The following is a 13,674-nucleotide window of genomic DNA, read 5'->3' on the forward strand; positions in this document are numbered from 1 at the left end:
ACAATGAATACTAAATTAGATAATGTAACGACCCAATATAGAAAGTTCAACGAAAATCAGGCGTTAACCGACGGGCAATTAAATGAATTTATAGATTATTTTGAAGATCAGGACAGGCTGTCGAGAACAAGATTGAGCGGAGTAGGGCTGGTCTGTGGTTTCAAACCGGTATCTTCAGATTCCGAGGCTGCTGTTGTTATTTCGCAGGGAGCCGGTGTGACGACAGACGGAGACCTGATAACACTCCGTCAGAAACTGGAAGAAACATCGGACGTCAACATAAGCTTTGATGCCCAAAGCTATACCTATTACAAAGATTACACCGACGAAATGGAATACAAACATTTCCGTATCGGCGGTAAGCAAGTACCTCTCGCAGAAATCATTACCAGCGATGAATACGATAAATTGCCCAATAAAGAAGGATTTAACCCTGTAAAAAATCTCGGAAGCACGATTTATAATAAAGTGGTCATTTTGTACCTGGAAAGCTATTCGAATGATGAAACTCCCTGTCAGGATGCCGATTGCGACAATACGGGGGCTGAGCAGGTTTCCCTTCTCAAAGTTCTCTTAGCCGACTCAGAGGCGGTACTTAATCTCATCTCTGGCGGTGATGCAAAAGATACGATTTATAAATCGCATGACGCTTACCAGGTGCTGTTTGACCAGTTGCCAAAAATAGAGGCTAAAAGAGTGATCCTGGATGCAAGTGTCGTTCGCCCGTCAGATTTAAAGGCAAAATTTCAGAATGCCAATTCGGCTATTGCAGATCTGAGTAAAGGTTTTAATGCTATCGCCGGAACTTTCAAGATAGGCCTCAACTTCGGAGGGCAGGATCTTACCGGTAAACTGAATTCCTTATTGAATCCCGGCGGTGTGCTTAGGCTGGACGATTATCAGTACCGCTACGATCTCCTGAAAGATTTGATCGATACCTATAACGAAATCAAAGGACTTCTCCTGGATCTCAATGCCGAATGTTGCCCGGATATCAGTTCATTCCCGAAACACCTGCTTTTGGGCCGCGTGGGAGCGTCGCTCGAATTGGGAGAACGTACCCTTTACCGTCATGGTTTCTACCATTCACCGGTAGCGACTGCTGATGATGAAAATTTCGAAAGGCTCATCATGCTGGCCAACCGTTTTGTGCAGAAAATCAATGGATTTCAGTCGTATATCGGACCTGTAAAAATCACGCCTTCCCGTTTTTATGTAAATTTAGGCGAGAAAGCTATTCCGTACTATTACAATGTCGATAAATTGTTATTGAATAAATGGAATTATGAAAAAACAAAAACCGACAGGGAAACCTATAATTTAAGCTATCACACGGCGAATCTTGCCGGTGATGACTTTATTCAGAATCCGCTGAATTATAATATTGATGATCATGATTTTTACAGGATTGAAGGTCATCTGGATTTACCTTTTGAAACGGCGGTACAAAATATCAATGATCTTAAGGCACAGTACGGGCTGGCTTTTGACGTTGCCGTATTAATCCTGCGGAAAAGCGAAAAACCTGAAAGTATTCCGTCTGCCGAACCGAGAAAAGTGTCTATCGAAGACCTCAGAAAACAGCTGATATCCGTCTCTAAAGATATCAGCCGTGAAAAAGTCGACCCGAAAAGTGCTTTGCTGAACTTGTCAAAAATAGACAGTCAGCTCAGATTGCTGAATAAGGTAGATTTTAAAGCTGTTGCCGGATCGTCAGGAGAAGAAGTAACCGTGGTAAAAGAAGATGTCCGCAAGGAAGAAATTACCACAGAGCTTCTCAGTGAATTTTTAGAAAGAAAATCGGGACTTGAGCATTTGGCCGGTGTAAAACCTGGCGGAACCTTTATTCTGATCTGCGAATCGGATACGAACAACCAGGTGCTTGCGGATTTCTCGCTTCCATACCTGTGCTGTTCTAAGCAGAAACCAAATATTCCGCCTGTGGCTACTGATGAAAAAGCTTCGTGCATGATCGGTAAAACGGTCGTGATTCCTGTTTTGGATAATGATTACGATGCAGATAATGATATTTTAACGGTGATTAAAAAATCAAACCCGGCTCACGGAACGGTGGTTCTGAACAACGACAATACCTTCACGTACACCCACGACGGTTCTGAAAATCTTAAAGATTCATTCACTTACTGTGTGAACGACGGCAGAGACGACAGCAATATTGCGACTGTATTTATCGATATCAAATCGGCACCGGTAGCGGTAAATGATCATGCCTCAACAGTAGTCGGAGGTATTATAGATATTGCCGTTAAAGACAATGATTATGATTTAGGGAATACTCCGTTAAAAGTATTTATCAAAACCCAGCCATCAAACGGAACAGCATCGGTAAATCCTGACGGCACCATAAAATATACCCACACCAATCCGACAGGTCTTACGGATTCATTTACCTATTACATCAATGATGGTGAACTGGACAGTAATATCGCAACGGTGACGATTACCATAGCGCCGCCGCCATGTGATTCGGGAATGGATGTTGTGTTTATCTTCGATTACACCGGAAGTATGGGAACCCAGATTGAGGCTGCTAAAGCGGGTGCCTCCAATATCATCTCGACCATCCGAAGCCAGTCCGGTACAAATGCTTATCGATTAGGGATCGTATTGGCCGATGAATATGGCTCCGGAACAGTGTCAAACTACCATACTGCGGCAGCCTACACAAGCTTAAATCCTTCCCGAAAGTTCATCAATACAGGACTTAATTCAAAATACCAGTGGATAACGGCCATGGAAGTAATGGCGGATAATAATGAATCTACCTTTAAAGCTCAATTGGGCAAGATGAATAACTATAGCGGCGGAATGGCTCTGGGATCAGGATATGGAGCTCCGGAACCGACCGATATGGCCCTAAGCAGAGTGGTGGAATATGATTTTGCCGGTAAATTCAGAAATGGTGTCGCCAAGTACGTTATTATCATCACCGATATCACTCCTGGTGGTAATGATGATACGGCAGACGCTACGGATATCAATGAAATCATCAGGCTGAAGAACAAATGTGTAGAAAAGTCGGTGAAAGTGATCGTATTGGGAGCAGGTGTGAATAGCCTGATCAACGGAAGATATGTCTGGAGAGAATTGGCCGACGGAACAGGAGGTTCATGGAACTCAAGTTATAATGCAAGTGCTATTGAAACAGCCATTAAAAACGGATGTGGCGGTAGCGATAAATAATAAGGTAAAATTCTGGTAACCGGGAATACTTTATTCTCAATAGCCAGCATAACTTCTCGGGCAGAAAAAGCTCTGCCTGAGAAGCTTATGGGAATTACCTTAATCAATCATTAAAAATGAATCATAATGAATAATCAATTAAGCAATATATCAACCCAATACCGCAAATTCAGCAAAGGACAATATGTAGAACATACCCAGTTCAACGAGTTCCTTGATTTTTTTGAAGACCAGGACCGCTTGTCAAGGGTAATGCTTCAGGGCGTAGGGATCGTTTGCGGACTGAAACCGGAACTTGTTTATAAAGACCGGCTTCTTAACAGCATACGGATTTCTCAGGGCGTGGCCATCACAACGGATGGTGACCTGCTTACCTTAAATAAAATAAATAATGTAAGTAAAGAGCCATATGTAAGTGACTTGAAAACCATTGACTTAGATGGGATGAACTATACTCATTTTAAGGTTTATGATAATTTTAAAGTGAAATATCCTGCTTTTTACCAGGGTTCGGAACAGATCGATCTTTGGGAACTGGCAACGGCGGAGGAAGCGGGGTCTGATTTTCAGGCTATTAGTACACTTACTGATGCAGATGATAAATATCTCCTGCTTTATTTAGAAAGCTACGAAAAAGAAGTAAAACCCTGCCGGGGTGTAGATTGTGATAATCACGGAATGCAACAGGTGAGGAACCTCAAAGTTTTGATTACCACAGAAGAAGGAATCAAATACATTGCCGGTAAAGACAAGATCCAGCCTCATCCTTTATTTTTAAAAGGGATCATGCAGGATGTGAAACTTGAACGCGTGATTGCAGAACGCCTTATTCTGGAAAACGACTCCGATACGAAGTTTTCCTTTTCAGACTTAAAAAGCCTCTATTCGGATATTCTCGAAAAGAATAATTATGGGGAAGAAGTTTTCAAAAAGGTCAATGCCATTTCTCAGCTGCTGGGAATCCCTGCAGTGAATCATGAAAGCTTCACCAGCGTACTGAAGCAGTGCCTTTCGCAAACAAAAGGGTTTCAGTACGTTTATGATGTTGTGAAAGACTTAACGGATACCTACTCAGAAATCATCCTGTCTTTGCCACAATCGTTTGCCAGGTGTTTTCCGGATTTTCTGTCTTTTCCCAAACACATCATGCTCGGAAAACTGATCCCGGATATTCAGCTAGATCCAAACAGGCATCGGTTTTACCATTCTCCTGTACTGGATGATGATAAAGCTATGCAGAAAGTGAAAGTGTTAATGAATCGCTTTAAGCAACAGGTTCAAAACTTCAGTTATTCAGGTGGTTTTGAGGTTGGATCTCAGATTAAAGTTACGCCGTCTCTTCAATCGGGAGCACTCGGCAGCAGAGCGATTCCTTTTTATTACAAAGTTTCGGAGGAATTTTTAAAAGCCTGGAATTTTGATAAAACCCGTTATCGCTCGTCCCGATATAACCTCGGTTACGATACCGGTCTGTTGTCATCGGATGCTCATATACAAAATCCTTTGAATTTTAATAAAGATAAAAATTCATTTTATAATATAGAGGGCCATATCGGTAAATCTTACCAGCGGGCTTTTGATGAGATTACAAAAATCCGGAATAATCAGCAGCTTGATTTTGATGTCATGGTGTTGTCTTTGGAAGAATTGGCGAACGATAAAGATATGTTCAAGGCGTATTTCAATGAATATCTGGAAAAGCACCAGGGCCTTGAGCATAAGCGTGGCGTAAAAGAAGGAGGTACGTTTGTCATCGTTTGCGAATCATTAAAAACACCTGTCGTTATCGCAGATTTTTCACTTCCTTACATTTGCTGTACACCGAAAATTGAAGTTAAACTCTCGTTGCCGGATTCTGTTTTCTGTTCAAAAGAAGATCGTGTACCTTTCACGGTATTCCCAATGAATGGAGACGTGAAAGCTGTTGTGGCTGAAGGATTAAACGGAGGTGTTGAAGAAATAGACGGTAAATATTATTTCAATCCGTCGAAGGTGAGTCCCGGGCTCTATCATCAGGCCATCAGCTTTACGGTAAACGGAAAACCCACGGCATGCTCTGTTGAAGTGGTTCCGCAGTCTGATATTGATATCGCTGTGGATTCGGAAACTTTCCCGAAAGGAGAGGTCATGGAAACGAAGGTTACTTTTACGGTCTCCGGATCAGGTTTCTCAGACTATACTTATACCTGGGATTTCTTCGACAGCGGAGAATGGGTGGTGGTAAACCCTGATAAGGACGGACATGTGTTCTACTCTTATTACGGGCTGATGCCGGACAGAATTCCGACCGTTAAAGTACAGGTGGACGGCAAAGGATGTACGCAGACCATTACGCTGAGTGACTGGTACGATGCGCCTGAAGTTCCGAAATTGGTGGTAGACGGCATCAATTTTTCAGACGGAGGAACGAATTGTTGTGAAGGCATTATTCCTGAAGTAAAGGCCAGTGCATCAGGTCCCAAGACCGTCATTCTAAAACAGGGAAATTTCGAATTGCTGGGAAGTGGTGAAGGGCCGTCGTCGTTAATGTATTCATGGGCGAAGCTTGAAGGTCCTCAGGTTACTCTTTCCGGAGCCAACAAAGCGGATCTGAAAGTGATGGACCTGGTTGTGGGAGCGTATGTTTTCCAGCTTACCGTCGTGGATGTTGAAAGTGGCTTATTTGCCAGGTCAGAGCCGGTAAGCGTTAATGTGATTTACGAAGGTTAACCAAATTCTTTGTAAGAGGTCAAAAGGGATGATCATCAGTTCATCCCTTAGATTTTAAAAAATATAATAACAATAAAAAATAATATAATGGCAGCAGCATGCAAAATTTCATTTAAGACAAAATATACATCTTCCATGCCGATTACCAAAGCGACTGCATTCTATAAAATGAAAAGCGCGCCGACCTTTACGGAATACAATATCCCGTCTCCACTGCCGGTGAGCGATGCTACTTTGGTTCAGCTTCCTGAAATTGATGAACCGGGCGAATATGATCTGATGGTGGAACTCGCTGTAAATGGAGTTATTGCCAGAGGTGCGGCTTCTTTCCGGATTGGCAAGTGTAATCCGTTGGATTGTAAAGCTCCGCTGATCTCGAATGTATTTTTGGGGGAGAACGATCAGATCATTATGAATTATTCTGTGGATACGGAAAATCTTTATGCAATACAGTATCAGATATCAACAGACAGCAGCTTCAGCAATATTGTACAGCTGAAAGTGATCATGGGAAGCGATTACGATCCGGTACAGAATATTGAAATGAATGACGGAACGATTCCAAACAACACCTCGTTGTATATAAGGGCAAGAAAACACTGTTCCGAATCTGAAGTGTCGGAGTGGTCGAATGTCAAAGGGTTCAGGTCCGGAACATGGGTGGCGGAAAAAGTTCTTTATCCTTTTGTTGACGCATATTGCGTTTCGGGTGCATTTGAAGGGGTTGATCCTACGGATATTTCTGAATTTAAAGCCAGTATCTGCTTCATAAATGATAATCCTTTAATGAAGAAAGTCAGCCTTACGACTCCCGTTCCGCAGATAGGAAGCTATATTTATACGTTGGGATTAACGCCTGAAAAACCGGCAATACCGGCAAACCTTGCAGACTTTGATGTTCCCGGCGGAGTAAGTATGGGATTTGCCCGGAGCGGGATAAGATGGATCAGGTTCCATAGTGCGGATCCTTCCGTGATTTATGATGTCAATCCGGCCACCGGCCAGATTACCGGACGTTCCGCTTACAGATGTTTATACTAATTATGGTTTAAAACAAATAAAATCCTCACTGTGAGGATTTTATTTGTTATCGTCTGTTGTTTTTGCGTCTCGTACTTATGATATTGAAAAGTTTGGCGACATCCTGAAGATGGATTTCGAAATCATCATAATATTCATTTAAAGAATGTAGGGTAATGATGCCTTTTTCAACATCGTGGTTGATGATTCTTTTTACCAGGATGCCTTTTTCTTTGTGAACGATCACGAAGTCCCATTTGTCATAATGGAGCTTGCTCATCCAGTAATCCTGCCTGATGTTCCTGCATAGAAGGATATCGCCTTCCAGGTAGCTTTCGTAGGATCCGTCGTCCATACTGTCGCCTTTTACTTCAAAGCACATATATTCACCGCGGTGTTCCACATCATCGGTGAAAGGTATTGTCGGAAGGCTTTCGATGTATTCTTCATCAGCAAATCTGCTCAGATAGCCCGCCTGTGCGTATTGGTTGGCAAGCGGCACATTCATTATTTTCAAATCTGAAAAAGTGAGCGGAGAGGCGCTGTCTTCATTTTGTTTCTTTTCTTGCTTTAAAAGTAAATTGGTCACAAAATACGCAGTAGTTTCCGGGATCTTTCGTTCGCCTTTTTCCCAATATTGTACTGCCCGGGTGCCTACTCCAATCGATTTTGCTATATCGGCCTGCTTCATATTGAGCTTCTTTCTGATTTCTTTGAATTCTAAATAGTTCATTTTTAATTTTTTACAGTTGTTTCACTAAAAAAAGTGAAAAATATTCATGATAATACTTTGAAAAGCGAACAATGTTCGTATATTTGTTTCGAAGTTAAAATGAAACACAGCAAATATACGAAATTATATTGATGGTTGAATTTTTATTTAATATTTAAAAACATTTTTAATATTAGGTAAATGTTTGTAATCAGTAAGTTAAATGCTGGTTTTATACTTAATGATTAGAAGGCTTCCCTTTTTATTGTATCAGGCGCCGATCGTAATAAAAATATCTTCTAATATTTTTTAAATGTAAAAAGTTCGCTTTTTTGTACGGGTTGTTAAGATTTTTGTTCATATAAAATGATTAAAGTTCGTCTTGTTTCCTGCTTTATTTGAAAGGCAATATTTTGTTTTATTCGAATAATAAGTCTGGAAATGGAACTGACAAACACTGCTTGCAGATAAATCGTCACAGCTTCATTTAAGTGAGTGGACAAAATTCAAAAATAGTCCTTATCCGAGGACGATACAGCGTTCTTTTTAAAAAAATTACCCTCAGCAGCCGGATCCTGTAATCATTGTTGAAATGTCTTTTCATTAAATGGTCACCAACGGCTTCTGAATTGAAATTTAAGTAAGAGAAATATCAAAAATACGGTATTTACTTTTAGGAAAATCAAGACCGAATAATGTGATTAAACATCTTGCGAAGGCTTAAAGCCGGCCTTCATGGGTTTCTTATGGCCTTAACCGGCACTCAAAATAATAAGAAGCACAAAGATCTGTTTTAATTCAGAAATAAAAACTTTTAACATAAAAACTTTAACCAAAATGAAACGTAGCAAAGAATTAGTAGAAAAAAGAAAAGATTTTGTCATCGATTATGTAAAACGTAATCAGGACAAACAGATGAAAGTCATTGTCACCGAACTGACGGAAATGCTCTTTTTATCCGAAAGAACAATTTATAATATTCTTCTCCAGGCATAGAAGCAACGCAGTATGAAAATCAATTGTTGCCATCGTGCACCACATCCATCGATAAATAGATCTTTAAAAACCGATCAGTGCTCATGATCAGTTCTTTATCATTCGAGTAACGAAAAGCCCTGCGAGTATGCTTCAGGGATTCAGATTTATTTTACAGATCCATACAATAAGGTAAAAACGGTTTTAATTTTTAGTTCTATGCTTTAAAACAGTCCATAAATTTTGAGGAAAACCGTTCGCTCCTTCGCTAAAATAAAACTTAAAAAATAATCATCAAAAAACTCCGGAAACCATGAATAAAAAAAGAAGAAAGAAAATAAAAAGAAACAGAGAGAAAGTACAGAATCCCAGAAAAAACATCAGTGACCTTATTGATGAACTGGCTTATGCAGACGAAGCTGAAAACATGCTAAAAAGCAAAAAGTTTTTAGATGACCTATACATGCTCGATTTGGAGTAGCATACAACAGAAAGCTACGCCATCAGGCAATTTAATCCATAATATATAACTGAAAAGATGAATTTAGATAGTATAAAAGCTCTTTTAATCGGAACGGCCATCGCTTTTTCCGGCGGATTACTAAGAGTCTTAATTTCAATACAGAATAAAGAAAAAAAAAAGCCCTGGGAACACCTGATCACCCTGATGATCGTCGTTATCGTAGGTTTTACAATGAGCTACCTGATGAACAGGGCAGAACTGCATGACAAATGGTATTCGACAGGGATATTATTTGTGCTTGGCTATGGTTATGATAAATTTTTAAAGATGATCACCACCAATCTCCCAAACTGGATCGAGAAAGCCGTGAGCCTTTTCATTGAAACCCGATATGGCATCAGAACGGAAAGACCGTTTGAAAAGGAGGAAGCTCCCGTCATCAATCTTCCCGAAGACCAGATCGAAAAGTAATGGAAACGATGTTATAATACGAAACAAATGAAAAACAAAGCAGGATCAGCTGTTGAAGACTTGTTACTGCAACTACAGAATCCATTGCTGTGAAAATGAGGTTATCTCCTCAGAAAACATGATTTTTGAACCGGGTAACCTGGAAATCGAAATAAGAAAATAAAACACTGGAGTGGCTCCATCATTACCTGTTTCTTATCGCTAAATGCCACTTCCGATTACTTACATTCTCTAAAAAATCTCCCGCACCGGGTTTGATTTTTTCACATTCAACAGGTGTATAAAACGCAATTATTCCAATTGCGTTTTGTATGCCTTTTAAACCAAAATGAAATTAAAAAAACTAAGTCAATGAAAACAGCAAAACCTGTAGAAGTAGACCCTAAAGTCCACCAAAGGCAAAGTAATAAACAAAAGCCGAAAGATGCGGTGGTTATACCGCTGTCTGAGGCTGAAATAACCAACACACAGATCCGAAAATCAGGAAACCCGGGAGTGAGTGCCGGATTTGAAAATCCAGGCAGCAGCACGCTTGGACTTAATGGTAAAGTAGCGGCTGTTCACGGATCGCAAACCATTTATGATCAGGGTTCTGACATAGCGTACGGGAAATTTACAGCAAATTTACAGCAGACCGGAGATCTCAGTAATCCCGAAACCAAAGAGATGGAAAAAAGCTATATGGCTACCCTGAATGCTAATCAGATGCAGGATTACAATGATACCAAATCCGGGACTTCTATCCCGAAAACGGTAGAAGAGCAGGCAGAAGTGCATCAGCAAAATAAAAAAACTCAGGAAGGAAAGGTTGCCCAACCGGAAACAGCCGGAAAACGTGAAAATCCTGCCGAAGCAAAACCAGCCTCAGAAATTAAAGATAATGCTGAAGAGCAAATCGCTGAAGCAGCACCTTCTCCGAATGCCAAAAATAATCCTGAATTTACGGAATTAAGCGGGAAGATCGCAACAACGGCACAATCTCAGAAAAGCCACGAGCCCTCTCAAAAGGCAAGCAATGATGCTCAGGCTGCCGCTCCGTCACCTGCCAACGAACGGGAAAGTATGGCGCAGGCCGGCAAAGTAAACCATATGGATGCCCAAAAACCGGGAACATTCAGCAAAGAAGATTTTAAAGCTTTACTAAAACAAAAAATTGAAGGAATCAGGCTTCCTAAAGATGAAGCTGAAGCCGATGATTTCGAGAAAAATAACAACATACAACAAGTTAATACAAATGCGGTTGCTGACGTCAAAAATGAGAAAAATGCAGCTTCGGGGGATATTGCATCAGCGACCGCCGCAAAACCGAATGTCGAGGGTCAACCTGTCCGTTCCGTTGCCAAGATGCCGGCCCCTAATGCCGGTAAAGCCCCCATTATTCCGAATGCAGCCAAAGCAATGCCTAACAAAAGGGACTCTGCAAGCGTGGAGAAGCCGCTGCAGAAGGAAACCAATACCATTGACAGCGAGATGAAGACTCACGGAGTTACCGATAAAATGCTCGCAAACTCTAATGAACCTTCATTTACAGAAGCTTTAGGCGAAAAAAATAAAGCCAAAACAGAAAGTGCCGCCGCCACGGAGAAATTCAGGAATACGGAAAACAGCGAATTGTCTAAAACACGCGAACAGGCACAATCTCAGGCCATTCATCATATCGGCGGAATGCACAATGCCCGTAAAGGCGGATTGAATCATGCACACGGGGAGCAAAAGAACACCGCCACAAAAGATACCCAGAAACGAAAAGAAATAGCCGACCGTATCAACAGCATTTACAATACTTCTAAAACAGATGTAGACACGATTTTAAATACTCTTGATAAAGACGTCGCCGCGAAGTTTGATAAAGGAAGTAAAGATGCTAAAAGAGTTTTCGAAGATCATGTAGAAAGAAAAATGCAAGCATATAAGAAAGAACGGTATGGAGGATCCTGGCTAAGCTGGAAAAATATTAAAAGAGTGGGAGATGCCATTGTAGGCTTGCCTAAAGAAGTTAATGCTTTCTTTGTTACAGGGAAGCAGGAATATATTAAAACGATGGACCGCTATATTGACGACATTGCCATCCTTGTTACCAACCAGCTTAATGCCGCCAAAGCCCGAATTGCAAAAGGTAAAAAAGAAGTCCAGACGTATGTCAACAGTTTATCGCCAAGCTTACGTAAGATCGGTAAGGAAGCCATTGCTGAGATTCAGAATAAGTTCAATGCGCTGGAAGAAAGCGTCAACAGTAAGAAAGATGCGCTCATCGACGTACTGGCCAAAAAGTATGCTGAAAATATTGCCGGTATAGATGCAAGGATTGAAGAATTAAAATCTCAGAACAGCGGACTGGTGAGCAAGGCGCTGAATGCCCTTAGTGGTGTGTTTGCCTTTATCATTGAAATTAAAAACACGCTGACCAACTTATTATCAGGCATTGCAGATGTAGTCATGGCTATTATAGCCGATCCGATAGGTTTCTTTAAAAACCTTATTGCAGGGGTCGGGCAGGGATTTGCCAATTTCGGGGCTAATATCTGGACGCATCTTAAAACCGGATTATTTACCTGGCTGACCGGTGCTACGAAAGGTATCGATCTAAACATGCCGGAAGATATATTTTCCCTTAAAGGAATTTTCTCCATAACCACCCAGGTGCTTGGCCTGACCTGGAATGGCATCAGAGCTATCGGTTCACGGGTTATAGGAGAACCCGTGATGAAAGTTCTTGAAACCGGCTTCGAAATGGTACAGATCGTCCGTAAAGAAGGTGTTGCAGGACTTTGGGAACATCTGAAAGACCAGTTTGCCGACCTGAAAGCCACGATCATGGATACCATCATGGATATGATCCGGACCCAGGTGATCCAGGCAGGAATCAAATGGATTATGGGCTTACTGACTCCGGTAGGGGCATTCATTAAAGCGGCCATGGCCATTATTGATGTAGTGAAATTCTTTATCCAGCGTGCCGCACAGATCATGGAGCTGATAAAAGCCTTCATCGACAGTGTTGCAGCCATCGCCAGCGGAAATGTAGGTGCCGTTGCCAAATCCATAGAAAATGCTTTGGGTAAAGCAGTTCCTGTTTTAATTGGCTTTTTAGCTTCATTGCTTGGAATTGGCGGATTGGCAGATAAAGTTTTGGGCGTTATCCGTAATATCAGACAGCGTATTGAAAATGCCATTGTGAAGTTCTGGACTTTTGTAAAAGGGAAGGCGAAAGGTTTGCTTGGGAAAATTGGTGTTGGAAAAGATAAGGTAGATAAAAAAGATAAGGTATTTAGAAAACAAGAAGACCTACGTACTACAGCTGAAAAACAAAAAGATTTAGATGCGGGAATAAAAGAAGGAACTTCTTATTTAAAACAAAATAAACGTCTTAAAAAAGTAAATATTCTTAGTATATTTGACAAAATAATTGCTAAATATCATTTAGTAGACTTAAAACTTGTTGTCGACAGGCAGGAAAAAGATAATAAGTATTTAGTCCATATTCATGGAAAAGTAAATCCAGAAAAAGATGGTAATTTACTTGAAATTGAGTTGGAAGATGAACCAGTTGTAAAAGCAAGTAGTCTACCTGTTAAAGAAAATGATTTAATTAAAGCCAAATATGTCAAAGGTAAATTTTTAGCCGATATAAAAGAAATTCATGAACCGAACGAAAATAATAAAGAAGATTTTGTAAAGCATGAGTTTCGTTATAAAGGGTTAAGTAATGCTGTTGAGAAAAATACATTTAAACAGTTTTTAGCCAAATGGAAAAATGGAGATATTGAAAAGGTTAATGGAGAACGAAAATATCTGATGGAGAATAGGCCCAGTTATAAGGCTGGATTAGTAGAAAAAGTTTGGGCAATAGCTGAAAAGCAACGACCCGATAAAAGAGTTTTTGATCCAAACTTAAGACCACTAAAAGAATTGTTTTGGGATAGAAATAAAAGCAGATTTGATCAATGGCACATGGGACATAAACCAGAACATAAATATAGCGAATTAGTTGATGAATATATTTCAGGATATAAGTCTTATGAAGAGTTTTTATCAGAGTATAATAATGAGGAAAATTATTATCCTGAAGACCCTAAAGCAAATATGAGTCACAAATATGAATAATAACAAAATAAATAAT

Annotated in this window: 8 protein-coding genes; 7 read left to right on the forward strand and 1 reads right to left on the reverse strand. The window is 40.5% G+C overall.

Annotated features, from left to right (window positions below; genetic code table 11):
• Positions 1 to 3 precede the first annotated feature (3 nt).
• The 3 genes from AC0N32_RS04855 (at position 4) to AC0N32_RS04865 (ending at position 6,954) form a co-directional block, all read left to right on the forward strand.
• Positions 4 to 3,204 carry an Ig-like domain-containing protein gene (locus AC0N32_RS04855; RefSeq protein ID WP_476392733.1) on the forward strand — a complete coding sequence of 1,067 codons (3,201 nt, stop codon included), beginning with the start codon at positions 4 to 6 and terminating at the stop codon, positions 3,202 to 3,204.
• 126 nt (positions 3,205 to 3,330) lie between these two features.
• Positions 3,331 to 5,913 (forward strand): PKD domain-containing protein, encoded by a 2,583-nt coding sequence (locus AC0N32_RS04860; protein ID WP_476392734.1) that lies wholly within the window; start codon positions 3,331 to 3,333, stop codon positions 5,911 to 5,913.
• A gap of 87 nt (positions 5,914 to 6,000) precedes the next feature.
• Complete coding sequence (locus AC0N32_RS04865) at positions 6,001 to 6,954, forward strand: hypothetical protein (RefSeq protein WP_476392735.1); 954 nt, start codon at positions 6,001 to 6,003, stop codon at positions 6,952 to 6,954.
• 46 nt (positions 6,955 to 7,000) lie between these two features.
• Here AC0N32_RS04865 and AC0N32_RS04870 read toward each other — a convergent pair whose 3' ends face one another.
• On the reverse strand, positions 7,001 to 7,666 hold the full coding sequence (locus tag AC0N32_RS04870) for a S24 family peptidase (protein ID WP_476392736.1): 666 nt from the start codon (positions 7,664 to 7,666) through the stop codon (positions 7,001 to 7,003).
• An 816-nt stretch (positions 7,667 to 8,482) separates the two neighbouring features.
• On the opposite strand from AC0N32_RS04870, the gene AC0N32_RS04875 reads away from it, so the two are divergent.
• From AC0N32_RS04875 to AC0N32_RS04890, 4 genes are all read left to right on the forward strand, one after another.
• On the forward strand, positions 8,483 to 8,641 hold the full coding sequence (locus tag AC0N32_RS04875) for a hypothetical protein (RefSeq protein WP_326984355.1): 159 nt from the start codon (positions 8,483 to 8,485) through the stop codon (positions 8,639 to 8,641).
• Positions 8,642 to 8,933: 292 nt separating this feature from the next.
• A complete protein-coding gene (locus AC0N32_RS04880; protein WP_476392737.1) occupies positions 8,934 to 9,101 on the forward strand; it encodes a hypothetical protein in 168 nt (55 codons plus the stop codon).
• Between the two features lie 57 nt (positions 9,102 to 9,158).
• Positions 9,159 to 9,554, forward strand: a complete 396-nt coding sequence (locus AC0N32_RS04885) for a hypothetical protein (RefSeq protein ID WP_476392738.1) — start codon at positions 9,159 to 9,161, stop codon at positions 9,552 to 9,554.
• A gap of 351 nt (positions 9,555 to 9,905) precedes the next feature.
• On the forward strand, positions 9,906 to 13,658 hold the full coding sequence (locus AC0N32_RS04890) for a GH-E family nuclease (RefSeq protein ID WP_476392739.1): 3,753 nt from the start codon (positions 9,906 to 9,908) through the stop codon (positions 13,656 to 13,658).
• The last annotated feature ends 16 nt before the right edge of the window (positions 13,659 to 13,674 follow it).

It is taken from the genome of Chryseobacterium endophyticum (assembly GCF_056333165.1).